The sequence below is a fragment of the Propionimicrobium sp. PCR01-08-3 genome, assembly GCF_030286045.1.
In the GTDB taxonomy this organism is placed as follows: domain Bacteria; phylum Actinomycetota; class Actinomycetes; order Propionibacteriales; family Propionibacteriaceae; genus Brooklawnia.
Window position 1 is genome coordinate 1862852 of record NZ_CP127390.1, and the last position, 24761, is coordinate 1887612.

Consider the following 24761-nt stretch of genomic DNA (forward strand, 5'->3'; position numbering starts at 1 on the left):
CGCAACCGACGTTGCCTGAAGGATCTTCAATACAGAACTGTTGCGAGCTCGTCCACGGTGACGAAACCGATCTCCGAGTACAACCGACGGGCCGGGGTGTTGAAGTCGTTGACATACAGCGACACCTCGGAGAATTGCTGCTGGCACAAGTTCACGACCTGGGCCATGGCAGGCACCGACATCCGCCTGCCGCGCAGCACCGGGTCGAGCCAGACGCCTTGCACCTGGCAGTACTGCCGCCAGGCCGAGCCGATATCGGACTTGAACCAGACTCTCTCCTGCGGGTGCCTGACTTCGTCGGCGGGCACGATGCCACCCATCGCGCGGCCCATCTGCATCAGCACGCGCACATAGCGCGAATAGCTGCCGGACGAATCCACTGGGCTGACGCCGACCTCTTCGGTGTACATCGCCACCGCCGCCTTCGTGTAGGCCTCGGCATGAGTCGTGTCGACCCGCCTGATCCTGGCATCGCCCGGGATCAGCGGTGACCGGCGGATCACCATCAGCGGCTGGTGGGCCCGCACCTCGCGCGGGTACTTCCAGCTGGTTCCCCAGCGGTCGCACAACCTGGCATGCAAATGGCTGATCGCCGCGGCCTTGCCAACCATCGAGGCGACCTGTCTGCGTGGCCCGATAGCGTCGGCGAACGCCTCCATCGCCTCGGTCGAGGCTCCGATCGGTACCAGATTGGAGCCGACGTGGCACGCTGCGACAAGCTCACCACCTGCGTAGTAGCCGTAGACGGCACAGCCGAGCGATTGCGGCGCCAGCCCGAAGGTCGAGACTCGGGAGGCCACGAAGAGGTTGCTGAGCGGGTCGCAGGCCAGCAGCGAGAGAAACTCCGGGAGATCCTCGTCGTCCAGAACCCGTATCGAACCGCTCAACGGACTGCGCCTCTTAGCTGACCAGGACCTCGGGGCTGCCCGACTCGTCCATCTCGGACGCGATCCGGTTGGCCTCCGAGATCAAGGTGCGCACGATCTCGTCTTCGGGGACGGTCGCGATGACCTCGCCGCGGACGAAGATCTGTCCGCGTCCGTTACCCGACGCCACACCCAGATCGGCCTCGCGGGCCTCGCCGGGACCATTCACCACACAGCCCATCACGGCGACGCGGATCGGCGCGGTTATCTGCTTCAGGCCCTCGGTCACGTCGTTGGCCAGCTTGTAGACGTCGACCTGGGCCCGGCCACAGCTGGGGCAGCTGACGATTTCGAACTGGCGGGGGCGCAGGTTCAGCGATTCGAGGATCTTGATGCCGACCTTGACCTCTTCGACCGGCGGAGCCGACAGCGACACCCGGATGGTGTCGCCGATACCCTCGGCCAACAGCGCACCGAAGGCGGTCGCCGACTTGATGGTGCCCTGGAAGGCGGGCCCAGCCTCGGTCACGCCGAGGTGCAGCGGGTAGTCGCAGGCCTGCGAGAGCCTGCGGTAGGCGTCCACCATGATCACCGGGTCGTGATGCTTCACGGAGATCGCGAAATCAAAGAATCCGACCTCTTCGAACAGCGCCGCCTCATTGAGCGCGGATTGCACGAGCGCACCTGCCGGGTCGGTCTCGTACATGGCGCGCAGCCGCTTGTCGAGAGAGCCGGCGTTGACCCCGATACGAATCGAGGTTCCGTGGTCGGTCGCAGCCTTGGCGATGTCGGCAATCTTGTCGTCGAAGGCTTTGATGTTGCCGGGGTTGACGCGGACCTTCGCGCAGCCGGCTTCGATCGCCGCGAACACGTAGCGCGGCTGGAAGTGGATGTCGGCGACCACCGGGATCTTCGATTTCGCCGCGATGGCCGGCAGCGCGTCCGCGTCGTCCTGGCTCGGCACCGCAACCCGCACGATGTCGCAGCCGGCCGCGGTCAATTCCGCGATCTGCTGCAAGGTCGCGTTGATGTTGGCCGTCAGCGTGGTGGTCATCGATTGCACCGCGATCGGGGCGTCTCCCCCGATAGATGTGGTGCCGACCTTGATCTTGCGAGTCTTACGCCGGGGCGCGAGCACCATCGGCGTGGCCGACGGAGTTCCCAGATTGATGGACATTGACCAGCTTTCTCGAAATCGTCTGTGCACCATCCTAACCGCGTGCCGGAATAGTGCGGCTCAGCCGGTCTCGGCGAGCGCCGATTGCACCGTTGCCCGATTCCCCGCCAGCAACGCAACCGCGAATTCGATCAGAGCCGAAGCTCGCTTCATCGGTTGACACGAGCTCCTGGGCGATCGCCAGTGATTCGGGTCGCTAACATCGGCGGTAACCGCGTACGTGGAAGGGATCAGATGAATACCGCGCATGTGCCTACCTTGGAGATCGACTCGTTGGGCGAGTGGGATGCCCGGATCACAACCGTGGACTCCATCGCCGGCTGGGTCATGCAGGCGGTCGACCTGAGCGAGCGGGCAGATGACCTTCAGCGTGTCGATCCACGCGGGGCATCATTTCTGGGCTGCACGCTGCCGGCCGATTTGGTCGAGGAACTGCGCGAGCGCGGAGCACTCATCTTTCCGCCGCTGCCGCACGTGCCGTTCGAGCCCTACCGATCCAGCCTTTACAGCGCGTTCGAGCTTTATGACGCTGTCGCTGGCGGCGAGCTTTATGCGCAGACCACCGATGCCCGCATCTATTCTTGGACGAATTCGCTGCCCGGGCCGGACGACCTGGCCGCATCGTTGGCCATGACGCTGCACGACCATTCGATAACCGACGCTCTGGAAGACCTGCTCGACGGTATCGCTCCCGAATGCACGGTCGGGATCCTCGGCGGGCATGCGATGTCGCGCGGCTCGGACGACTACGTCGGCGCCGCCAGGCTGGCATCCCAACTCACCAAGGCCGGATTCACGGTATTGACCGGCGGCGGGCCGGGCGCCATGGAGGCCGCGAACCTGGGAGCCTATCTCGCCGGGCAGCCGGCGGCCCTCGTCCACGCCATCGGCCATCTGTCGTCAGCGCCCGATTACAAGGACAATGAGACGCTGTGGGCGGCCACCGCGATGGAGGTCCGTGCGCAAACGCATCCGAGCGGACGCTCGGTCGGCATTCCGACCTGGTTCTACGGCCATGAACTGCCGAACGTGTTCGCCTCACAGATCGCCAAATACTTCAGCAATGCTCTGCGCGAAGACATCTTGCTGCAGCATTGCCGCGGCGGTTTGATCTACCTGCCGGGCGCCGCAGGCACAATACAAGAGGTCTTCCAGGCGGCGACCGGCAACTACTACGCCGCAAGTCCCGAACTGATCAGCCCGATGATCTTCGTCGGCCACGAATACTGGACCGATACTCTGCCCGTTTGGCCGCTGATCAGCGCACTAGCGTCCGGACGCGAGATGGCCGACCACCTGCTGCTCGTCGACGATGTGGACGCCGCCGCCGATCATCTCGCTGGACTGCTCGAGGCGGCGGCCCGGCGGCAAAACGCCTGACCCGACATGTCGGATAACGGTTACCGCGCGGGCCAACCGTCCAGTCACGGGCCCAAGCCCGGGATGCGGCACGCAGCGAGAATTCTCTGACGGGTTCTACCCCTCAGGCCAGTTCGATCAGCGCTCCGCCACCGTGAAACGGACGCGGCGGTGGGCCGGATTCTCCAGTTCGTCGAGGGCGGCCTTGGCGAAGGTGCCCGAGGTTACGAAGCTGCCGGCCGGATGGTCGTCGCCGAGCTGGTAGCCTGCGGCAGGCTCACCTGGGGCGATCGTGGGAGCCGGTGCCAGCATCACCCAGCCGACCGATTCGGGGGCCTTGCGGTAGATCTCCAGGATCTCGGCGAAGCTCAAGGATTCGGGCTTGGCGGCATCGGGGAAGTCCGGGGCGTCAACCAGCCGGGTGCCGTCATCGGCCAGGGTCGCTCCCGCACCACCGACCACGAAAACCCGGGCTGCGACACCGGCCGCGGCCAACGCCGGCACGATCGCCGCATGCGCATCGATGATGGGCTGCACCGGGCTACCGTCTCTCGGCCCGGGCACCGCGAAGACGATGGCGTCGGTCTTCTCGGCCTTGGCGACGACGTCGGCCGCGTCACCGATCTGTCCCGTGACGTAATCGACCCCATCAATGGGATTGTCCGGGGTTCCGCCTCGGGATACGCCGACAACCCGGTGCCCGCGGCGGACGGCTTCGGCGGCTATGGCGCTGCCGACCATGCCGGTAGCCCCGTAAACGGTGATGGTGTTCATGCTGCTCTCCTCACGTGTGATCGATCGAGGGGGCTACAAAGAACCATCGACGGGCAGTTCTTCGGCACGCCCCAAACCCAGGTTAGGATCGCTCGCTCGCCCTGGAGTCCAGATTCGCCGCCAGCTGACCACAGGCCCCATCGATGTCGCTGCCTCGGGTGTCGCGGACCGTCACCGGAACTCCGGCGTGCTCCAAGTGCTCGACGAAGGCCCGCTCGTCGGTGGGCCTGGACGCCGTCCATTTGCTGCCGGGTGTCGGATTCAGCGGAATCAGGTTCACGTGGAACCAGCCCCAGTCGCCGCGAGCCTTCAGTCTTCTGGCCAGCAGGTCGGCCCGCCAGGACTGGTCGTTGATGTCTTTGATCAGGATGTATTCGATGCTTACCCGCCGCTTGGTGACGTTTGCGTAGTCCCACGCCGCGTCGAGTACTGCGTCCACGTTGAAATGCTTGTTCAACGGCACGATCTCGTCGCGCAACTGGTCGTCCGGGGCATGCAGCGACAACGCCAGGGTGACCGGCAAACCCTCGTCCGCGAGTTGACGCATCCTGGGCACCATGCCGACGGTCGAAATCGTGATGCCGCGCGCCCCGATGCCCAGCCCGTCCGGGTTGGGCGCGTGAATCTGGCGGACGGCAGCCATCACCTGTTTGTAATTGGCCATCGGCTCGCCCATGCCCATGAAGACGATGTTGTTGATGTGGCCGGGCCCGCCCTTGAACTCCCCTGCCGCAAGCCTGCGGGCTGCATCGTGAACTTGCCAGACGATTTCGGACGCGGTCAGATTGCGCTGCAGTCCGCCTTGCCCGGTGGCACAGAACGGGCAGGCCATGCCGCAGCCTGCCTCGGACGAGATGCAGATCGTCGTGCGGTCGCGGTAACGCATGATCACCGATTCGATGATCGCGCCATCGAACGCCCGCCAGGCGGTCTTGATGGTGGTGCCATGATCAGCGGTCTGCTCCCCCGCACGATCCAGCATCGTGGGGAACCAGGTCTCGGCGACCTGGTCGCGGATACCCGCAGGAAGATCTGTCCACTGGGCGGGGTCGGCGTTCAGGCTGGCGAACCACTGATGGGAGATCTGCTTCGCCCGGAAACCGGGCAATCCCGCCTGCTTCACCGCATCGACGCGATCGGTGGGGCTGAGGTCCATCCAGTGGATCGGGGGCTTACGCCGGGTCGGCCGGAACTTTCCGGTGAGATCGAGATGCCCGACGATAGTTGTCATAGCTACGAGTCTGCCGCAACCTCGCGAAATCCGGGAGAAACCTGGACGCCCGGTGGCAACCGCTCCGGGTCACACCAGCAGCAGCATCGCCAGCCAGGCGATGGGGGCGGCACCCAGCAGTGAATCCATCCGGTCCATGGCTCCGCCGTGGCCCGGAATGATCCGGCCCATGTCCTTGATGCCGGCGTCGCGTTTGAGCATCGACTCGATCAGGTCTCCGACGGTGCCTGCCAGCGACAGCAGGATTCCGATGATCGCACCGGCCCACCAGTGTGCGCCGATCATCAACGGACCGAGAACAGCACCGACGATGCAGGTCACGCCGACCGCTCCGGCCAACCCCTCCCAGGTCTTTCCGGGGCTGATGTGCGGCGCCAGCTTATGTTTGCCGAGCAGCGATCCGACGGCGTAGGCGCCGGTGTCGGCGCACGGCACCAAGATGAAGTAGTAGATGGCGCGTACATTGCCGTCCGGTTGTGCGAGCAGCAAGATCAATGTGCCCAGCAGCAACGGCACATACCCGACCGTAAAGACGCTGGCGGCAGCATCGTTGATGAAGCCGCGCACCGGGCCGCGCAAGCGTCCGATCAGGCAGGCCAGCACCATCAGTGCCAGGCCGGCGAGCAGTACTCCGGCCCCGGTGAACTGGGAGTGATGCTGGGCCACATAGTGTGTCGCGACAAACGTCAGTGTCGCTCCGGCGGCTATCGGGGTCAAGACCACGTGCAGGCCACGGCCGGTGAAAGCGCGCCATAGTTCGAATGATCCGACCACGGCGCAGACGATCAGGAAAGCGATGAAGCCCCAATCCCACCACAACAGCGAGCCCACGATCCAGGCGTAGAGCACGACCGCAGAGGCGATGGCCACGGGAAGATTGCGGCCCGTGCTGCGTTTGGACGCGGCTGACTGCTTGGTTCGGGTGGTCTGCTCAGCCGGTGAGCTCTTATCCGGACCGGATTCACTCACTCCTAGACCGCCATCAGTTCGGCTTCTTTGGCCTTCAGCAGCTGGTCAATGGACTCGACCCACTTCTTGGTCTCATCATCGAGCCTTTTCTCGCCGCGCTTGGCCTCGTCCTCGCCGATCTCCTTGTTCTTTTCGGCCTTCTTGACCTCGTCGACGGCGTGGCGGCGGATGTTGCGCACCGCGACCCGGGCCTCTTCGGACTTGCCGCGGACGATCTTGATGTATTCCTTGCGGCGCTCCTCGGTCAGTTCGGGCAGCACGATCCTGATCGACTTTCCGTCGCTGGCCGGGTTGACGCCCAGATCCGAGTCGCGAATGGCCTTCTCGATGGCATTCAGTGCGCTGGCATCGAACGGGTTGATCAACATGACTCGAGGTTCGGGAGATTGAAAGGTGGCCAGTTGCTGGAGCGGGGTCGGTGCGCCATAGTAGTCCGCCTCCAGCTTGTTGAACATCGCGGGGTTGGCGCGCCCGGTTCGCACGGTTGCGAAATCCTGGCGGGCGAATTCCATCGCCTGCTCCATCTTCTTGGCGGTGTCCTTGATGAGTTCGTCGATCATGGCTGATCCTTCCGAAGGTAACTGGCTAGGTAGTAGAGACTAACGATGTCAGATGTGCTTTCAGGCGTGCACCCAGGTGCCGATGCGTTCCCCCGCCACCGCCCTGGCGATGTTGGACTCGTCGTCGAGGCCGAAGAACAGCATATCGAGGTCGTTGTCGCGGGCCAGGCTGATCGCGGTCGCATCGGCGACTTTGAGGCCCTTCGCCAAGAACTCGTCGTAGGTGAGCTCGGCATAACGCTGCGCGTTGGGATTGGACTTGGGGTCGGAATCGTAGACGGCGTCCACGCCGTTCTTGCCCATCAGCAATATCTCGGCCTTGACTTCGAGGGCCCGCTGCGCGGCAACGGTATCGGTCGAGAAGTACGGCATACCCGAGCCGGCACCGAAGATGACGACCCTGCCCTTCTCCATATGGCGCTCGGCCCGGCGCGGAATGTACGATTCCGCGACCTGTCCCATCGTGATGGCCGATTGGACGCGGGTCGGCACACCTTCTTTTTCCAGGAAGTCTTGCAGAGCGAGCGAATTCATCACGGTGCCGAGCATGCCCATGTAGTCCGCGCGATCGCGGTCCATGCCGCCTGCCTGAAGCTCGACGCCGCGGAAGTAGTTGCCACCGCCGACGACGACCGAAATCTGAGTGCCATTGCGCACCAGATCGGCGATCTGCCGAGCGACCGAGCGGACGATCAGCGGGTCGACGCCGAGTTTTCCGCCACCGAAAGCCTCCCCGGACAGTTTGAGTAGTACACGATGGTAAGGCTCGGTCATCAGATTTTCCTCCAGGCGCAGGCACGTTCTCGTCCACTCTAATGGTTGGCCCGGTTTTGAGCCACGTGGACGCAAAGCAGCGCGGGTGGCGGCTCCGAAGAGCTACCACCCGCGCTGCTTGACCGAGGTCCGGATCTTGAAGCCGGCTACCGGACCGGTGGCCCGGCCCTCAGGCGCCGACCACGAAACGCACGAAGCGCTTGATGGTCACATTGGCGGCCTTGGCCAGCTGGCCGACGGTCTTCTTGTCATCGGTGATGGAAGGCTGCTCCAGCAGACAGGCCTCCTTATAGAAAGCGTGCACCCGGCCCTCGACGATCTTCGGGATGATCTTCTCGGGCTTGCCCTCGTCGAGGGCGGTCTCGGTCGCGATGCGCTTCTCACGCTCCACAACCTCGTCCGGCACGTCCTCGATCGAGACGTAGTCCGGACGCATCGACGCGATCTGCAAAGCGACCTCGTGCACGAACTGCGTGTCATCGCCCTCGTATTCGACCAGGACGCCGACCTGAGGCGGCAGATCCTGGCTGCGGCGGTGCAGGTAGGTGTGTACCTCACCGTCGAAGTGGGCAACGTGAGCCAGTTCGAGCTTCTCGCCGATGGTCGCCTCGAGATTGCTGATCGCCTCGGCGACGGTGCCACCGTTCAGGGGCAGCACCTTGGCCGCCTCGGCATCGGTGGCCTTGCCGGCCTCGACCGCGTCCACGATCGAGGAGGCCAGCGACACGAATTCCTGGTTCTTGGCCACGAAGTCGGTCTCCGAGCCCAGCTGAATCAGCGAGGAGCCCTTGGCGGCGACCAGGCCGTTGTTGGCGGAGCGGTCGCTGCGCTTGGCAACCTTGGCGGCACCCGAGACACGCAGCAGTTCGGTGGCGCGCTCGAAATCACCCTCGGCCTCGGTCAGGGCCTTCTTGGCGTCCATCATGCCGGCGCCCGTGAGGTCGCGCAGCTTCTTTACGTCAGCGGCAGTAATAGCCATGAAATGATCCTTTAACTTCTTGACGCGGTTGGTCAGTTGGCAGACTCGGCGGGAGCGGCCTCGAGGTTCTGATCAGCGGCGACGGCCTCGGCGGGCTTGTCCGCTTCGGGGGCGCCGGCCTCGATGGAGCCTTCGGCCTGGGCGGCCTGTTCGGCGGCATCGGTCTTGCCCGCATCCTCGGCCTTCTCAGCCCCTTCGGCGGCCTTTTCAGCACCTTCGGCGGCAGGAGCCTCGCCACCGGCGAGCAACTCGCGCTCCCAGTCGGGCATCGGCTCGGCCTCGGTGGTCTGCTCGGAGTCGGCATTCGACCGCTTCATCAGTCCATCGGCGACGGCGTCGGCGATGACCCGGGTGAGCAGCGAAACCGAACGGATGGCGTCGTCGTTGCCCGGGATCGGGTAGTCGACCTCGTCCGGATCACAGTTGGTGTCGAGAATCGCGACCACCGGGATGTGCAGCTTGCGGGCCTCGTCGATGGCCAGGTGCTCTTTCTTGGTGTCGACGATCCAGACCGCCTGGGGCAGGCGTCCCATGTCACGGATACCACCGAGCGACTTGTTCAGCTTGTCCTTCTCGCGGCGCAGACCCAGCAGCTCCTTCTTGGGGCGGCCACCGGGAACGACGTTCTCGAGATCCATGGATTCCAGTTCCTTCAGGCGGATGATCCGCTTGTTGATGGTCTGGAAATTGGTGAGCATGCCGCCGAGCCAACGCTGGTTGACATAGGGCATGCCGACGCGGGTGGCCTGCTCGGCGATGGTCTCCTGAGCCTGCTTCTTGGTGCCGACGAACAGCACCTGGCCACCGCGGGAGACGATTCCCGAGATAAAGCCGTACGCCTTGTCGATGTAGGTCAGCGACTGGCGAAGGTCAATGATGTAGATGCCGTTGCGCTCGTTGAAGATGAAGCGCTTCATCTTCGGATTCCAGCGGCGAGTCTGGTGTCCGAAGTGCACACCGCTCTCCAGCAGCTGGCGCGTGGTAACGACGGCCATGATCGGTCCTTTCATATGGACGCGCGGGCCTCGGGGCCTACGTGGCGTCCTGATCGTGCGTGACCTTGTTCTGCAGATCACTTGGTTGCCCGGCGGCAAGGGTTCTTGCCGCCGCCTGATGCGTTTTCTGAACCCACCTCGACCGACTATCGTCTGATCGAGGACCTCGGGCTCAGAACCGGGGACCAGCCCGGTAATGCGCATGCGTTGTCAACCTGCTCACGCAGGCTGCGGCGTTCATCATACGTTGCGCATCCCAGGTTGCGCCAATTGCCCGCTTCGTTGGTCGAACACGACGAAGAATCCAACGCGGCCGGTGGCCGGTTGGGGGTGCTGTTCCTCTCAACGCAACAGGAGAGCCCGGCTGCGACCCGGTCGGCGGTTTCTCCCCATCTTCTGTTCCACGCACGCGATCTTCTGTTCCACGCACGCGGCGAAAGGACCCGCTATATCCCGGTCGGCGCCGTCTGTTCACCTTCTGTTCCTCGCATAGCAAGAGCCCTCCGGAGGGTCATCAATCCGAGGCGCACTCCAAAACGGACTCAGGGTCGTGGATCTGTCCACAGCAGGAAAGAATTTTGAACGACTGCGCGCCCATTTGCCAATCATTACGGCATGTTTTGTCGATGGATGGGCCGAAGAACGGGTCGGTCAGCCGAGAAGCAGTCTTCGGATCGCGGGCCGGATGGTGCCGGGCACGGATCGGGCCGTACGGTCACAGTCGATAGCCCGGATCCCGGGCCGGATGGTGCCGGGACGCGGTATGCCTATGGGCACACCGGGGCTGACCGTAATGCACCGGTGCGTGCCCCTGCAACCGGACGCCCAGCAGGCGTGCCCGCAATCGGATACACGGCAGGTAAGTCTTCGACCGGACGCTCACCGCTCATCGTCCTGATGCTCACGCTGGCCGGCTGGCTGGTGGTCGGGCCGGGCGTGATGCTCGCTGTCGCCGAGGGCTCCGACCGCGTCAAACCGCTACCGGGTGAGGTGCTGCGGGAGTTTCAGGTGGGAGAACAGAACTGGCTGCCCGGCCATCGCGGAGTCGATCTGGCGGGCCAGGCCGGTGATCCGGTCAAGGCAGCGGCAACCGGAGCGGTCAGCTGGGTGGGCGTGATCGACGGCGTTCCGATGCTGACCGTTCAGCACCCCGACGGGTTGCGTACTACCTACCAGCCGGTAGAGGCGACGGTGCAGACCGGGCAGCAGGTGGCGGTCGGCCAGCAAATCGGGGTGTTGTCGGATGGTCACTGCGCCGACCAGGCCTGCCTGCACTGGGGGGTGCGTGACGGCGACAGCTATCTGGACCCCTTGGTGTGGCTGGGTAGCGGCAGCGATGCCGAGATCAGGTTGCTCCCCCGCTCGGCGGTTCCTCGGCAGCAGCCGCCGCCCGGGGCGTTCGAAGCAGCCGAGGTTCTGCCGTTGACCGGTGACATGCCGGTGCCGGGTCCTCTGACTTCGGAGTTCGGGTCACGGGTGAATCCGATCAGCGGCCTGGTCGAATACCACGACGGGATCGACATCGGCGCGGCCTGCGGCACTCCCGTGCAGGTACAGCGTCCGGGAACCGTGATCTTCGCCGGCGTCGCGGGCGGCTACGGCAATCGCATCGAGATCGATCATGGGGTAATCGGAGGTGTCAGCGTGCAGACCTCGTATTCACATCTGTCCGCGATCGGTGTCGCTATGGGGCAACACGTCGATGCCGGTGCGGTCGTGGGCCAGGTGGGCACTACCGGCTACTCGACGGGGTGTCATCTGCATTATTCCGGCGTCATCAACGGCGCTCTCGTCGACCCTCGAACGATCGGAGGCTGATGGTGCGGCAGACACTCATCCGCGCGGCTAAGCCCGAGGCATCTCGCGTCCGGTCGCCGCCACGGTGCGCGCTCAGGCAGGCGGATGGGTGCCCAGCACGCCAGCCTACGGAAGCGTAATGCGGGGGTGGGCACTCAGGCGCGCGGATGGGCCTGCCGGAAGGCTTGCCGCAGCCTCTCGTTGCTGACATGGGTATAGATCTGGGTGGTCGCCAGCGAAGCGTGGCCGAGCATTTCCTGGACGCTCCGCAGGTCCGCCCCGCCCTCGAGCAGATGAGTGGCCATCGCGTGCCGAAGCCCGTGGGGTCCGATGTCGGGGGCCTGCGGAATGGCATGCATCGCCTGATGGACGATCCGGCGGGCCACTCGGGGATCGAGGCGTCCGCCCTGGCGGCCGAGAAAGGCTGCCTGCCCTGAATCAGCGGTCGCCCATTCGGCACGACGGCCTAGCCAGGCGTCCACTGCCCTGTCGGCGGGATCGCCGAGCGGCACACTGCGCTGTTTGTTGCCCTTGCCGAGCACGCGAATCACGCTGCGAGCACGATCGAAATCGCCCAGGTCGAGACCGCACAGCTCCGAAACCCGGATTCCCGATCCGTAGAGCACCTCGAGAATCGCCACGTTGCGGACGCCGGCCGGGGACGCATCGTCTGCGGCAGCAGCAACGATGGCGTCCATCAGTTCGCGCACGTCGGCCTGAGTCAATGTCTCCGGCAGACGTTTGGGTACTTTCGGTGATTTCAGACCGGAGGCAGGATCCTCATCGACGAGACCCTGGCGCCTGGCCCAGCGGAAGAAGACCCGTGCCGCGCCGCTTCGGCGCTGCAGACTGGCCGCTGCCAGCCCATGGCTTTGCTGGTCGGCAAGCCAGGAACGCAGATCGGGAAGCTGCACCTGATCGAACCTGTCGATTCCGGCCTCGGCGAGCCAATGCCCCAGCTGCTCCAAGTCGCCGTGGTAGGCCCGGACGGTGTGATCCGAGCGGTTCAACTGCAGCCGTAGATGATCGGCGAACGCATCGAACCCATCCTGTAGGGCGGGTGGAATCTCGGGCGCAGTGCGCTTCGAAGGGTCATCCGAGGCGGCAGCAAGCGAACGCTGACCCGCCTGATGCATGTCAACCCGCGTCTCGGCGCCCATTTACTGTTCCTCTCCTTTACTGTTCCTCTCCGGCCGCTTCAGCGACCAGCATTGCGCACAACGACCAGACCGTGTCCGATTCGCTGCCGCGAGTCGTATAAGTTTGAGGGGTTGTACGGGCTTGGTCGGGCTTCGCCGAATGTTCCGCAGCGGGCGTCCTCAGTCAAGGATGCTCGGCGAGCAGCAGCGAATTCGGACTTATCGCCCCGGCGAGAGACATCTGCACAAAGAAAAGGACGGGCGAAATGCCGACTCCCCGGGAATGGGCTGCCAAAGGCAAGGTCTTACGCGTGACTCGTTGGACCGAACCGGTGATGAGAAACCCGACCCGGCCGGTGACCGAATTCAATGACGAGCTGCGTCAGCTCGCCGCCGACATGTTCACCACCATGGCGGCCGCCGACGGTGTCGGCCTCGCGGCACCGCAGGTCGACGTCGATCTGGCGATGTTCGTCTTCTACTGTCCCGATGAGGACGACCATCTGCACTGGGGTGTTGTCTGCAACCCGGTGGTCACGCTTCCGGAGGGCAAGAAGCGCCGTCTCGACTCCACAGAAGAGGGCTGCCTGTCGTGGCCCGGCGCCTACCAGCCGCTGGCACGACCGGATTTCGCGATATGCGAGGGCCAGGATGAGAACGGCGAGCCGATCCGCATCGAGGGCACCGGGCTATTGGCGCGCTGCCTGCAACATGAGACCGATCACCTGTCCGGCACCGTGTTCGGCGACCGGTTGTCGAAGCGTTCCCGCAAGCTGCTCAATGAACAGCACGATTCGATGGCGGCGCTCTACCCCGACGACTGGCCCGTCAGCCACAAGCTGTCGCCCGCCGATCTGTAACAGATCCGCACGCGAACGCTAGGCTTTTGCCGTGTCCAAGGATTTTGAAATTGTCCGCCGCGATGGGCGGGATATTGCACGCATAGCCTGCCGCGGGCGTGACGTCCTCAACAGCCCGATGATCAACCAAGGCACCGCGTTCACCACTGAACAGCGCGAAGCCTTGGGTCTCACCGGCATGCTGCCCGAGCACGTCATGACTCTGGAGGCGCAGGTACGCCGGATCTACCAGCAGTACAGCCATGAACCATCCGATCTGGCGAAGTACAACTATCTGACCGCGATGCAAGATCGCAACGAGACGCTGTTCTATCGGGTGGTCACCGAGAACATCGAGGAGATGCTGCCGGTCATCTATACGCCGACGATCGGCCTGGCCATCCAGCAATACAGCCATTGGTTCCACAAGCCCCGCGGCATCTATCTCGACATCGACAATCCCGACGGCATCCAGGCCGCGCTGGAAGCGTCCGGTAAGGGAGCCGACGATGTCGACCTGATCGTCGTCACCGACTCGGAGGGCATCCTCGGTATCGGTGATCAGGGAGTGGGCGGCGTGGCGATCACGGTCGGCAAGTTGTCGGTCTACGTCGCTGCGGCCGGCATTCACCCCGACCGGGTTCTGCCGATCGTGCTCGATACCGGAACCGACAATCTGGATCTGCTGAACGATCCGGCCTATCTGGGCGTGCGCCACGCCCGGGTTCGAGGAGAACGCTACGACGCCTTCATCGAACGTTTCGTGTCGGAGATCACCGGGCACTTCCCGCAGGCGATGCTGCATTGGGAGGATTTTGCCGCCGGAAACGCAACCAGGATCCTCTCCCGCTACCGCGAAGACATCTGCACCTTCAACGACGACATCCAAGGCACCGCAGGAGTGGTCGTTGCCGCCGTGCTGGCCGCGATCCGCAATTCCCACACCAGGTTGGCCGATCAGCGCATCGTGATCCATGGGGCGGGCACCGCGGGCGTCGGGATCGCGCATCTGCTTCTCGACATCATGGTTTCGCAGGGTATCGACCGCGATCAGGCGATGAAACAGTTCTGGGGTCTGTCGAGCCGAGGTCTGCTGCTCGAGGGCGGCAAGGTTCGTGATTTCCAGGCGCCGTTCGCGCGTTCCAAAGAAGATGTGAAGGGCTGGAAGCTCGACCGCAACGGACGCTACGAGTTGGCCGATGTGGTGCGCAATGTGCAACCCACCATCCTGATCGGCACCTCCGCACAATCCGGCGCGTTCACCGAGCCCATCGTCCGCGAGATGGCCAAGCACGTCGAGCGGCCGATCATCATGCCGTTGTCGAACCCGACCTCCCGCGCCGAGGCCGTGCCCAGCGATCTTCTGGCATGGACGAACGGTGCGGCGTTGATCGCCACCGGCTCACCGTTCAAGCCGGTCGAGTTGGGTGAGACGACCTACCACATCGCCCAGGCGAACAACGCGCTGATCTTTCCGGGCATCGGCCTGGGCGTGATCTGCTGCCGCGCCTCGAGAATCACCGACACCGTCATCGCGGCCGCCTCGCAGGCGGTGGCATCGGCGGTGTCCGATCGCAGCCTCGGAGCCTCCCTGTTGCCGACGATGACCCAGCTGCGCAGCATTTCTGCACAGGTGGCGGTAGCCGTCGTGGAGCAGGCTCAGCGTGAAGGTTTGGCCCAGCGGGAGCTGGATAACCCGATCCAGCAGGTTTATGAGGCGATGTGGCAGCCCGTCTATCCCGAGATCGAGGTCGTCTGAGAAACCCGATCAGCCCGGCTTGCTAGTGGCGACTGTGAAACCTTTCACCGAGGCCTCAGTTGCGTACGAGGTTCCGGTCACTCACTCGGTCACCGTTGGTCTCCGCGCCCGGCCGCGAGTTCGTAGCAGGCGACCGCCGCAGCTGCCGCAACATTGAGCGAGTCGACGCCGTGGTGCATCTCGATGCGCACCACGGCGTCCGCCTGTCGTAGCCAGTGGGCGCTGAGCCCGTCACCCTCGGTACCCATCAGCAGCGCGATCTTGCGCGGGCTTGCCCGAAGGGCTGCCGAGTAGTCGCGCAGGCTGACGGTATCGTCGCCCAACGCCATGGCCACGATCTCGAAACCTGCCCGCTGTAGTTCTTCCAAGCCGGACGCCCAGTTGGTCATCCGCGCCCAGGGCAGGTCGAAAACGGTCCCCATTGACGTCTTGATGGCGCGTCGATAGAGCGGATCGGCCGCCCGTGGGGCGAGCAGCACGCCGTCCCATCCCAGGCCCGCAGCGCTACGGATGATCGCACCGACGTTGGTGTGATCGACGATGTCCTCGCACACCACGAGCCGGTCGGCGCCCAGCAGATCGTCCATCTGCAGGGCGACATTGCGATGCATGGACGCCAACGCCCCGCGGTGCACATGAAACCCGGTCACCTGCTCGGCCAACTCTTCGGTCACCACGTATACCGGCGCATCCGTGGCGTCCAACAGGTCGGACAGCCCTTCGAGCCAGCGTTCGGCAAGCATGAAAGATCGTGGCCGGAAGCCTGCCTCGACGGCGCGGCGGATGATCTTGGCGCCTTCGGCGATGAACAGGCCACCCTCGGTCTCCAGCTTCTTGCGCAAGCTCGTCTCACGTAGCCGGACATAATCGTCGAGACGGTGGTCGCCGGGGTCGGTGATCGAAATGAGGTTGGCCACGAGTGCCGATCGTAGTCGCGAGCGTGTGGCCGTCCGTCGGGGACCCATCGGTGACCACGTTGGATCGTGGCCCGCCGACCCATTCTCACTGCCCGGCCTTCGCCCTCCATACACGAAGGAGCACGATCTTTTCGCCCGATCAGGTCGTCCCTGCTGATGAGCACGCGTATGCCACATCCGGCCGCGGTCGTAGGGTGAGCATCGTGACCCCGACAGCCAAGCCCCGCAAGCCCTGGTGGCGGCGCATCGACTACTTCATGGTCGCCATCATCGCCGCTGCAGTGATCGCAACCGTGCTGCCGGCCCGCGGAGCCGGCGTCGAGGTGGTGGACTGGGCGTCCAAGATCACCATCGCGATTCTGTTCTTCCTCTACGGCGTACGGCTGAAGCCGAGTGAAACCATCACCGGGCTCAAGCACTGGCGGTTGCACACGGTGATTCTGACCTTCACCTTCATTGCTTTCCCCATCATCGGGATGGCGTTGCGGGTGCTGGTGCCCGGGGTGATCAGCGAGGATATCTACCGCGGTCTGCTTTACATCTGTCTGCTGCCGTCGACGGTGCAGTCCTCGATCAACTTCACGTCGATCGCCAAGGGCAATGTGGCGGCGGCGATCATCAGTGCTTCGATGTCGAACCTGCTGGGTGTCTTCATCACTCCGCTGCTAGCCATCGCGCTGATGAGCACCACAGGATTGCATCTGGACCCGGCGTCGATTCTCGATATCGCGATCCAGATTCTGCTGCCGTTCGTTCTCGGGCAGCTTTCCCGGAGGTGGACCGCCGACTTCGTCACTTCGCACCCGAAGCTGAAGTACTTCGACCAGATCTCCATCGTGCTGGTCGTATACCGGGCGTTCGGCCAGGGCGTACGCGACGGACTGTGGCAGCGTACCGGCATCGGTGATATCGCGGTGATCCTGCTGGCGGTCGCGGTGATCTTGCCGCTGATGCTTTGGCTGACGTGGAAGGTGGCGGGCTGGCTCCATTTCGATCGCCGCGACCAGATCGCCATCCAGTTCTGCGGCACCAAGAAATCGCTCGCGACCGGTGTGCCGATGGCCTCCGTGATGTTCCCCGCCGCCCAGGTCGGCATGATCGTGCTGCCGTTGATGATCTTTCATCAGGCCCAACTCATGGTGTGCAGTTCGCTGGCCAGCAAATACTCCCGCAAGCCCGAAGAGTGGTTGGACGAGACGAACCGCTAGCCTCGATCAGAGCAGCTTAAGCGCCACTACCCCACCATCACACGGATACGTTTGGGGTTGACGGCGCGCGCGGTGCCCAAACGCTGGTCCCAGATCTGGACACGCAACTCCTCGATCCAGAAACCGATGAATCCGTCGAAGACCAGCGACCTAGCTGGCTTCTGGTGGTCGACAAGAGATGTGGCACCAGGTGCTACGCTCATTATATGAGCTTGCCAGGCGATATTAGTCAGCGCGACTTGAGGATGCACTCGCGTGAAATAATGGATGCTGTCGAGCAGGGTGAAGCCTTTACGGTGACACGCGATGGCAGAAAAATCGCAGAGCTGATTCCCTTGCGCAACCGTCGGCGCTTCGTGCCTACCGGCGAGTTTCTGGCGCTGGGGCACAATTTAGGGACCATCGACGAAGATGATTTTCGCGAGAGCTTGGACGACGTGACCGACCCTTACCAGGATGACCCTTATGAGCGATAAGCCCGCTCGCTTGCCTCAGGGCCTGCTGGACACCAACATCCTTATTCATTGGAGTCGGCTGTCACCGGACCAGCTACCGTTGTCGACTGCGATTTCGGCTGTCACCCTGGCGGAATTGGCGGCGGCCATTCATGCGGATCTAACGTTGAACGAACGCGCCAAGCGCCTGGACGTTTTGCAACGGGCCGAGAGCATCTTCGATCCCTTGCCGTTCGATGCACCGGCTGCCCGAGCCTACGGCCGCGTCACGGCGGCCGTCCGCGCCGCGGGACGCTCGCCCCGCGCCCGCGTGGCGGATCAGATGATTGCTGCGGTGGCTGCCAGCCATGATCTGCCGCTGTTCACGACCAATGCAGCCGACTTTCTGGGGTTGGAGAGAATCATCACGGTCGTGGCGGTTGAGCGTCCAAAATGAGTTGCTGGCTAAATAGTCCGCGCCATCCACAAAGAAGCCATCGAAATAACTCGCCCCCCACAAAGTGGCTACCCCGCCTCTACGCAGGCACCTTTCACCCCGCGCTGGGGTCTGAAACGCACAAACTAGGCTTTCGATTTGACCTCGCCCCGGAGTCGAACCTGCTCTCCCCCTTTGAGTGCAGGTCGGGTAGGTCCTGAACGGGAGTTAGAAGCTAGGCGGCGCGGGCGGTCCAGCGTCCATCGGTCTTGGTGATGTGCAGCGGCATATCGAATGTCCGGGTCAGCAGGTCATCGGTGAGAACGTCGTCGATCGGGCCCGCAGCCACCACGCCGCCGTGAGCCATCAGCATCGCATGAGTGATGCCGTCGGGGATCTCCTCGACGTGGTGCGTGACCAACACCATGGTCGGGGCATCTGGATCGTGGCACAACTCGGAGAGAATCTTGACCAGTATCTCGCGTCCGCGCAGGTCGAGACCACCACCGGGCTCATCGAGCAGCAAGAGTTCCGGATCGGTCATCAGCGCACGGGCGATCTCGACGCGTTTGCGCTCGCCCTCAGACAGCGTTCCATAGGTGCGATCGCCCAGGTCGTCCACGTGCATGATCTGCATGAGCTGCTTCGCCCGGGCGTAGTCCATCTGCTCGTAGGCCTCGCGCCAGCGTCCCATCACGCCATAGGACGCGGAAACCACCACGTCGGTGACCTTCTCGCGGTTGGGGATGCGGTGGGCGATCGACGAGGACGCAACGCCGATGCGCGGACGCAACTCGAACACGTCGACCGCGCCCATGTATTCGCCGAGGATTTCGACGACGCCGGTGGTGGGATGCATCTGTGTGCTGAGTAGCGACAACATGGTGGTCTTGCCGGCACCGTTCGGTCCGATCACCACCCACCGGTCGCCTTCTTCAACCTTGAAGTTCACATCTTGTAGCAGAAGAGCGGTCCCGCGCCGCACGCTGACTCCGGCCAATTCGGCTACTGCAACCATGCGTCCGACCTTACCCTAGAGACCTTGGCTCCCGCCGGACGCACGACGCCATTCGGGTCGCCTGATCATGCGATTCGCAAACGGTGAACTCCCGCGGGGCCTGCAGCAACCCAGGAGGACACGATTGGCGTCGCGGCATGGGCCGGGGAAACCACTTCTGCGCCCGTGGCCGGGTACCGGCTCCGGCGCGAAGGCTCCACGAAGCCCAGTCGCTGCAGTCCGAAGAAATCGCATCGACCGCGCGAAGCGAGGCGAGTTTCACCTCAAAAATGCAGGAAGATCCCGACGACCCAGCAGGCGATCGCCAGCCCGGCACAACCGAATTCGATCAGCATGCCCAGGCCCACAGATTTCATGGCGACCACCGAGGCGTCCCAGGCCTGCTTCGGTTCGCGCAGCCGATACCATTCGCTGCCGAACAGACCTGCCACGAAACCCACGAACAGGCCGATCACCGGGATCACGAAGGCACCGATCACGCCGACCACGGCACCGATCAGGATGGACCGGTTGGGAATGCTCCGTGCTTTCAAGCGCTTGCCGGTCAGGAAATAGGACGAGGCCATCCCTATCCCGCATGACACCAGCCCGAGCGCGAAGACGGTCCACCCGACCGGGCCACCGATAGCGATCGCCCAGACCAGAAGGCCGATGATCACCAAGATGCTGCCGGGCAGGATCGGGAAGATGGTCCCGAGCGCGCCCACCAGCACGAGGGCGCCGGTGATGACGGTGATGGCAATGTCCATGCATTGAAGGGTACCGATTACAACCTGCAGATCGCGGGATTTCGGTCTCGACCGGGGCGCACCGGCAACAGCATGGCGAGGGATCGAAGGCAGAACTGGCCAACTCTTGCAAAGAGCGGCCGCGAGGCGGCGACAGCGTGATCCGATCGCAGTTCGCAATGCAACAAGGACGACGACCCGCCCGTTCAAGGGCAGGTCGCCGTCCTCACAATGAGCTCTCGGATTCAGTGGATCGACGCTACGCTCCGGTGGAGTGCAGGCCGCCGTCCACGTAGATCATGGTGCCGGTGGTGGCCGGGAACCAGTCGCTCAACAGGGCGACGACGGCCTTGCCAACCGGGGTGGCGTCCGAGGCGGTCCAGCCGAGCGGCGCGCGCTCGTCCCAGATATCGTTGAACGACGTGGAACCGGGGATCGCCTTCTTGGCGATGGTGTCGACCGGTCCGGCCGCGACCAGATTCGAGCGGATGCCGTCGGGGCCGAGGTAGCGGGCCAGATACCGGTTGGTCGACTCGAGTGCCGCCTTCGCCACGCCCATCCAGTCGTAGGACGGCCAGCTGATGGTCGCGTCGAAGGTCAGGCCGACGATCGACGATCCAGCACCGAGCAGGTCGCGGACCGCCATCGTCAGGCTCTTCATCGAATACGCCGAGGTCTGCACGGCCATCGCGACATCGTCCCATTCGGTGCTCAGAAAGGCACCACCGAGCGCACGTTCCGGGTGAGCGTAGGCGATCGAGTGGACGACACCGTCGAGGTGGTCGAATCCGAGGTCACGCAGCTGACCGGGCAGCGCCGCGAGCTGCTCGGCATCGGTCACGTTGAGATCGAGCACCTCGGGCACCGGATCAAGCTTCTTGACCACGCGACGTGTCAGGCTCATGCCGCGTCCGAAGTTCGACACCACGATCTCGGCGCCCTCTCGCTGCGCGATCTGGGCCACCGCGTACGCGATGGAGGTGTTCAGCGTGACACCGGTGACCAGGATCTTCTTGCCTTCGAGAATGCCCATCTCAGTGCCCCATTCCCAGGCCGCCATCGACCGGGATCACTGCCCCGGTGATGTAGCCCGACTCGTCTTCGACCAGGAACTTCACGGCGTGCGCAACGTCGGCGATGGTGCCCATCCGGCCCACCGGAATGCGCTCCGCGTACGACTTCTGGGTGGCGTCGTCGAGCACGTCGGTCATCGCGGTCTGGATGAATCCGGGTGCGACGACGTTGAAGGTGATGCCGCGGCTGCCGACCTCGCGGGCGACGCTGCGGGCCATGCCGATCAGGCCGGCCTTGGTGGACGCATAGTTCACCTGCCCGGCAGAACCCAGCAGGGCCACCACCGAGCTGGTGGCGACGATGCGTCCGAAGCGCTGCTTGACCATGCCGCGCACCGCCCGGCGGACGACCCGGTAGGCACCCGTCAGGTTGACGTCGAGAACTTTCTCCCAGTCCTCGTCGCTCATCCGCATCAGCAGCGTGTCGCGGGTGATGCCGGCGTTGGCGACCAGGATCTCGACCGGGCCGAGTTCGGATTCGACCTTCTTGAAGGCCTCGTCGACAGAAGCGGTGTCGGTGACGTCGCAGGCCACCCCCAGAACACCGTCGGGGGCTGCGTCCGAAATATCAAAGCTTGCGACCCGATAGCCGGCGTCACGCAACAGTTCGGCAATCGCTGCGCCGATTCCTCGTCCGGCTCCGGTGATGACGGCTACGCGGCCGTCTGAAGTATTGGCAGTTTGGCTCACCCTAGTGAATCTATCGTCCGGGTCCGATGCCCGATGGTGGATGGGGCACAAAAACCGGCACTCATCGTTGTCTGGTTCGCACCGGCACCGCCAGAATGGACGAGTGCCAGCCATTGATGCAGCCCTCGGATTGCTGATCTGCCCGATTTGTAGCCAGCCGATGTCGCGCGTCGAGCGGCGGCTACATTGCCCGGCACAACACAGCTTCGATCTTGCCAAGCAAGGGTATGTGAATCTTCTCAATCGTGCCGCACCAGCCAACGCCGACAGCGCCCGGATGGCCGATGCCCGTGACCGATTCTTGTCCGCCGGATACTACGAGCCGATCTGCGATGCGGTGGTACGAGCGTCCGCCGGTGCCGAGGCCGCAATCGCCGAGGTCGGTGCGGGAACGGGCTACTACCTCGGCGCAGTCGTCTCTGAGCTTTCGCCGGGCAGCCACCTTGCGATGGATATCTCGGTCGCTGCCATGAAACGGGCCGCCAGACGGGGCCTGGCATGTGTGGTGGCCGATACCTGGCAGCGGCTGCCCATCGCCGAGGGTTGTCTTGACCGGCTGTTGTGCATCTTCGCACCGCGGAACCCGGCCGAATTTCATCGCGTGCTCGCCGACGGGGGACGGGTCATCGTGGTGACGCCGTTGTCCGATCATCTGCGTGAGTTGCGGAATCGATTTGAATTGCTGGGGGTCGAGGATAACAAGCTGGCCCGGCTGGACGAATCCTTCGATGCTACCGGACTAGAGCTGTCTTCACGCGAAGAATTACGTTTCTCAATTACCCTCGATCCAGCCGCGACCACAGACCTGATTAGCATGGGACCTAATGCCTTTCATCAACACGACCAAAACTATTCGGAATCGTTATCTACGCGCATAGCGGTAGCGGTCAGCACTTACCGTAAAAGGCATCGTGAATAGGACGCTCAATTGTCGATCGCCGCTTCACGAGCATCGTCCATCCTCGTCACCTGGAATCCTCCCCGAGGGCGGAAGCGCACACCTCCGTCCTTCAGTAGGCCCTGGACGAATCCGTAGGAGCGCCCACAGTCGGCGGCCAACGCCCGTATCGACTCTCCCGCTTCATAGCGTTCGACAAAAGATTGCTGTAGCTGGTCGCGCAATTCACCGGTGACGCGCTTACCCTTGGCCAGACGAATCATTTTGCCCGCCTCCTTCTCAAGCAACTCTGATTTTCAGAATAGCGGGCACAATCGCTTGAGGGAACCGACTAATGAGGCCGAGATCGGCCGGGCTTTCTATCAATTTTTGAGAAATCAGCCGGCCTGCCAGGTGCTAAACCACTCTGATAGAGTGCCATACGATAATGTCTTGATTGCAGCCTTTCCACGGCCGAGTCAGATCCTTGCCCGAAAGACACGCCGCGCGGACTGTTTGGATCTGTCGGTTGGGGAGTCAGGCCAGCGAGATCAATTCGGCGTAGTCCTCGCTCCACAGATCTTCGGTGCCGTCGGGCAGCACGATCACCCGATCCGGCTCCAAGGCTTCGACAGCTCCCTCGTCGTGGGTGACCAGGACGATAGCCCCCTCGTAGCGGCGGATCGCATCGAGCACCTCTTTGCGGGACGCCGGGTCGAGGTTGTTGGTCGGCTCGTCGAGCAGCAGCACATTGGCCGACGACACCACCAAGGTGGCCAGCGCCAGGCGGGTCTTCTCGCCGCCGGACAGCACTCCGGCGGGCTTATAGTCATCGTCGCCGGTGAACAGGAACCCACCCAGCACCCGGCGGGCCTCGGTCTCGTTGAGGTCGGGAGCTGCGTCCATCATGTTCTGCAAGACGCTCTTCTCGGGTTCGAGCAGGTCATGTTCCTGAGCGAAGTAACCGAGCTTGAGACCGTGCCCGGGCACCACTTCACCGGTGTCGGGGTTTTCGATGCCGGTCAACAGCCGCAGCAAAGTCGTCTTGCCGGCGCCGTTGAGCCCCAGGATGACCACCCGGGATCCCTTGTCAACGGCCAAATCGACGCCGGTGAAAACCTCAAGCGACCCGTAGGTCTTGGTGAGGTCCTTCGCCATCAACGGGGTCTTGCCGCAGGAGGCAGGGCTCGGGAAGGCGATCTTGGCGACCTTATCCTGAGCGCGCACACCCTCGGTGGACGCCAGCAGCTTCTCGGCACGCCGAGCCATGTTCTGCGCAGCAGTGGCCTTGGTGGCCTTGGCACCCAGCTTCTCGGCCTGCAGCCGCAGCTGAGCTGCCTTACGCTCGGCGCTCTGCCGCTCCCGCTTACGGCGCTTCTCATCGACGGCCCGCTGCTCCAGATACTTCGCCCAGTTCATCGAATACTGATCGAGCATGGTGCGGTTCGCGTCCAGATGGAAAACCTTCGTAACGGTCTCGCCCAGCAGTTCGACATCGTGGCTGATCATCATCACGCCACCGTCGTAATTCTTGACGAATTCACGCAGCCAAACGATCGAATCCGCGTCCAAGTGGTTGGTCGGCTCATCGAGCAGCAGCGTGTCGGCCCCGCTGAACAGGATCCGGGCCAGTTCGATCCGCCGGCGCTGGCCGCCTGACAGTTCGTGCAGCGGTTGACCCAGTGCGCGGTCCGGTAGGCCGAGGTTGGCGGCGATCCGGGCCGCCTCGGCCTCGGCTCCATATCCGCCGGCCGCCATCAGCTGAGCCTCAGCGCGGGCATAGGACGCCATGGCGTCTTCCTGCTCATCGCCGGTGGTCGAAGCCATCAGCTTTTCGTACTTGCGCAGCCGCACCAGCACAGAATCGAGTCCGCGGGCGGAGAGTATCCGGTTGCGGGCGAGCATTCCGGTATCCGTTTCGCGAGGATCTTGGGGAAGGTACCCGATCTCACCGCGCCGGGTGACGGTCCCTGCCGCGGGCAGGCCCTCCCCGGCGAGAATGCGCATCATGGTGGTTTTGCCTGCGCCATTGCGCCCCACCAGACCGATCTTGTCACCGGGATTCACCCGGAAGGTCGTGGGTTCGAGCAGTAGCCGTGCCCCCGCACGGACCTCGAGATCAGTAGCTTGCAACATAGTCGAGCCCTATTGTGTCTCGCGTT

At 63.7% G+C, this 24761-nt stretch carries 26 protein-coding genes; 8 read left to right on the forward strand and 18 right to left on the reverse strand.

Annotation, left to right across the window (positions count from 1 at the left end; all coding sequences use genetic code 11):
• Nucleotides 1–26 precede the first annotated feature (26 nt).
• Nucleotides 27–887: a GNAT family N-acetyltransferase gene (locus QQ658_RS08545; RefSeq protein ID WP_286024450.1), complete on the reverse strand. Its 861-nt coding sequence runs from the start codon at nucleotides 885–887 to the stop codon at nucleotides 27–29.
• 13 nt (nucleotides 888–900) lie between these two features.
• Nucleotides 901–2043: a flavodoxin-dependent (E)-4-hydroxy-3-methylbut-2-enyl-diphosphate synthase gene (gene ispG, locus QQ658_RS08550; protein ID WP_286024451.1), complete on the reverse strand. Its 1143-nt coding sequence runs from the start codon at nucleotides 2041–2043 to the stop codon at nucleotides 901–903.
• 234 nt (nucleotides 2044–2277) lie between these two features.
• On the opposite strand from ispG, the gene QQ658_RS08555 reads away from it, so the two are divergent.
• Nucleotides 2278–3423 carry an LOG family protein gene (locus QQ658_RS08555; protein ID WP_286024452.1) on the forward strand — a complete coding sequence of 382 codons (1146 nt, stop codon included), beginning with the start codon at nucleotides 2278–2280 and terminating at the stop codon, nucleotides 3421–3423.
• 117 nt (nucleotides 3424–3540) lie between these two features.
• Here the strand turns inward: QQ658_RS08555 and QQ658_RS08560 are convergent, their stop codons facing one another.
• The 7 genes from QQ658_RS08560 to rpsB all read right to left on the reverse strand — a co-directional run bounded on the left by QQ658_RS08560 (nucleotide 3541) and on the right by rpsB (nucleotide 9684).
• Nucleotides 3541–4176: an NAD(P)-dependent oxidoreductase gene (locus QQ658_RS08560; RefSeq protein WP_286024453.1), complete on the reverse strand. Its 636-nt coding sequence runs from the start codon at nucleotides 4174–4176 to the stop codon at nucleotides 3541–3543.
• 82 nt (nucleotides 4177–4258) lie between these two features.
• Nucleotides 4259–5407 (reverse strand): dual-specificity RNA methyltransferase RlmN, encoded by a 1149-nt coding sequence (gene rlmN / locus QQ658_RS08565; RefSeq protein ID WP_286024454.1) that lies wholly within the window; start codon nucleotides 5405–5407, stop codon nucleotides 4259–4261.
• Between the two features lie 69 nt (nucleotides 5408–5476).
• Nucleotides 5477–6376: a phosphatidate cytidylyltransferase gene (locus QQ658_RS08570; protein WP_286024455.1), complete on the reverse strand. Its 900-nt coding sequence runs from the start codon at nucleotides 6374–6376 to the stop codon at nucleotides 5477–5479.
• Nucleotides 6377–6378: 2 nt separating this feature from the next.
• A complete protein-coding gene (gene frr, locus QQ658_RS08575) occupies nucleotides 6379–6933 on the reverse strand; it encodes a ribosome recycling factor (RefSeq protein WP_286027070.1) in 555 nt (184 codons plus the stop codon).
• Between the two features lie 63 nt (nucleotides 6934–6996).
• A complete protein-coding gene (gene pyrH / locus QQ658_RS08580) occupies nucleotides 6997–7713 on the reverse strand; it encodes a UMP kinase (protein ID WP_286027071.1) in 717 nt (238 codons plus the stop codon).
• A gap of 166 nt (nucleotides 7714–7879) precedes the next feature.
• On the reverse strand, nucleotides 7880–8689 hold the full coding sequence (gene tsf, locus QQ658_RS08585) for a translation elongation factor Ts (protein WP_286024456.1): 810 nt from the start codon (nucleotides 8687–8689) through the stop codon (nucleotides 7880–7882).
• A 32-nt stretch (nucleotides 8690–8721) separates the two neighbouring features.
• Entirely contained in the window at nucleotides 8722–9684 is a 963-nt protein-coding gene (gene rpsB / locus QQ658_RS08590; protein WP_286024457.1) for a 30S ribosomal protein S2, read from the reverse strand.
• Nucleotides 9685–10485: 801 nt separating this feature from the next.
• On the opposite strand from rpsB, the gene QQ658_RS08595 reads away from it, so the two are divergent.
• Nucleotides 10486–11502 (forward strand): peptidoglycan DD-metalloendopeptidase family protein, encoded by a 1017-nt coding sequence (locus QQ658_RS08595; protein ID WP_286024458.1) that lies wholly within the window; start codon nucleotides 10486–10488, stop codon nucleotides 11500–11502.
• A 134-nt stretch (nucleotides 11503–11636) separates the two neighbouring features.
• Here QQ658_RS08595 and QQ658_RS08600 read toward each other — a convergent pair whose 3' ends face one another.
• Entirely contained in the window at nucleotides 11637–12641 is a 1005-nt protein-coding gene (locus QQ658_RS08600) for a tyrosine recombinase XerC (RefSeq protein ID WP_286024459.1), read from the reverse strand.
• Nucleotides 12642–12886: 245 nt separating this feature from the next.
• Here QQ658_RS08600 and def point away from each other — a divergent pair, with 245 nt between their 5' ends.
• Nucleotides 12887–13480, forward strand: coding sequence for a peptide deformylase (gene def / locus QQ658_RS08605; RefSeq protein ID WP_286024460.1), 594 nt, complete (start codon nucleotides 12887–12889; stop codon nucleotides 13478–13480).
• A gap of 31 nt (nucleotides 13481–13511) precedes the next feature.
• On the forward strand, nucleotides 13512–15218 hold the full coding sequence (locus QQ658_RS08610) for an NAD-dependent malic enzyme (RefSeq protein WP_286024461.1): 1707 nt from the start codon (nucleotides 13512–13514) through the stop codon (nucleotides 15216–15218).
• 89 nt (nucleotides 15219–15307) lie between these two features.
• Here QQ658_RS08610 and QQ658_RS08615 read toward each other — a convergent pair whose 3' ends face one another.
• Complete coding sequence (locus QQ658_RS08615) at nucleotides 15308–16135, reverse strand: TrmH family RNA methyltransferase (protein WP_286024462.1); 828 nt, start codon at nucleotides 16133–16135, stop codon at nucleotides 15308–15310.
• A gap of 257 nt (nucleotides 16136–16392) precedes the next feature.
• Here QQ658_RS08615 and QQ658_RS08620 point away from each other — a divergent pair, with 257 nt between their 5' ends.
• Nucleotides 16393–17343 (forward strand): bile acid:sodium symporter family protein, encoded by a 951-nt coding sequence (locus tag QQ658_RS08620; RefSeq protein WP_286027072.1) that lies wholly within the window; start codon nucleotides 16393–16395, stop codon nucleotides 17341–17343.
• 26 nt (nucleotides 17344–17369) lie between these two features.
• Here QQ658_RS08620 and QQ658_RS08625 read toward each other — a convergent pair whose 3' ends face one another.
• Nucleotides 17370–17546, reverse strand: a complete 177-nt coding sequence (locus QQ658_RS08625) for a hypothetical protein (RefSeq protein ID WP_286024463.1) — start codon at nucleotides 17544–17546, stop codon at nucleotides 17370–17372.
• Between the two features lie 3 nt (nucleotides 17547–17549).
• Between QQ658_RS08625 and QQ658_RS08630 the strand changes: the two genes are divergently transcribed.
• Entirely contained in the window at nucleotides 17550–17819 is a 270-nt protein-coding gene (locus QQ658_RS08630) for a type II toxin-antitoxin system Phd/YefM family antitoxin (protein ID WP_286024464.1), read from the forward strand.
• Entirely contained in the window at nucleotides 17809–18234 is a 426-nt protein-coding gene (locus QQ658_RS08635) for a type II toxin-antitoxin system VapC family toxin (protein WP_286024465.1), read from the forward strand. Before QQ658_RS08630 ends, QQ658_RS08635 begins: the two co-directional genes overlap by 11 nt.
• Nucleotides 18235–18448: 214 nt before the next feature.
• Here QQ658_RS08635 and QQ658_RS08640 read toward each other — a convergent pair whose 3' ends face one another.
• From QQ658_RS08640 to QQ658_RS08655, 4 genes are all read right to left on the reverse strand, one after another.
• Nucleotides 18449–19231 carry an ABC transporter ATP-binding protein gene (locus QQ658_RS08640; RefSeq protein WP_286024466.1) on the reverse strand — a complete coding sequence of 261 codons (783 nt, stop codon included), beginning with the start codon at nucleotides 19229–19231 and terminating at the stop codon, nucleotides 18449–18451.
• Between the two features lie 263 nt (nucleotides 19232–19494).
• On the reverse strand, nucleotides 19495–19980 hold the full coding sequence (locus QQ658_RS08645; protein WP_286024467.1) for a DUF456 domain-containing protein: 486 nt from the start codon (nucleotides 19978–19980) through the stop codon (nucleotides 19495–19497).
• Between the two features lie 238 nt (nucleotides 19981–20218).
• Nucleotides 20219–20992 carry an enoyl-ACP reductase FabI gene (gene fabI / locus QQ658_RS08650; protein ID WP_286027073.1) on the reverse strand — a complete coding sequence of 258 codons (774 nt, stop codon included), beginning with the start codon at nucleotides 20990–20992 and terminating at the stop codon, nucleotides 20219–20221.
• Between the two features lies 1 nt (nucleotide 20993).
• Nucleotides 20994–21722, reverse strand: a complete 729-nt coding sequence (locus QQ658_RS08655) for a beta-ketoacyl-ACP reductase (RefSeq protein ID WP_286024468.1) — start codon at nucleotides 21720–21722, stop codon at nucleotides 20994–20996.
• A gap of 103 nt (nucleotides 21723–21825) precedes the next feature.
• Here QQ658_RS08655 and QQ658_RS08660 point away from each other — a divergent pair, with 103 nt between their 5' ends.
• The gene (locus tag QQ658_RS08660; RefSeq protein ID WP_286024469.1) at nucleotides 21826–22641 is read left to right on the forward strand and encodes a putative RNA methyltransferase; all 816 of its coding nucleotides are present in this window, start codon (nucleotides 21826–21828) and stop codon (nucleotides 22639–22641) included.
• 5 nt (nucleotides 22642–22646) lie between these two features.
• Here the strand turns inward: QQ658_RS08660 and QQ658_RS08665 are convergent, their stop codons facing one another.
• Together QQ658_RS08665 and QQ658_RS08670 are read right to left on the reverse strand one after the other, a co-directional pair.
• Nucleotides 22647–22883, reverse strand: a complete 237-nt coding sequence (locus tag QQ658_RS08665) for a helix-turn-helix domain-containing protein (RefSeq protein ID WP_502928906.1) — start codon at nucleotides 22881–22883, stop codon at nucleotides 22647–22649.
• 253 nt (nucleotides 22884–23136) lie between these two features.
• Nucleotides 23137–24735: an ABC-F family ATP-binding cassette domain-containing protein gene (locus QQ658_RS08670; protein ID WP_286024470.1), complete on the reverse strand. Its 1599-nt coding sequence runs from the start codon at nucleotides 24733–24735 to the stop codon at nucleotides 23137–23139.
• Nucleotides 24736–24761: the final 26 nt, after the last annotated feature.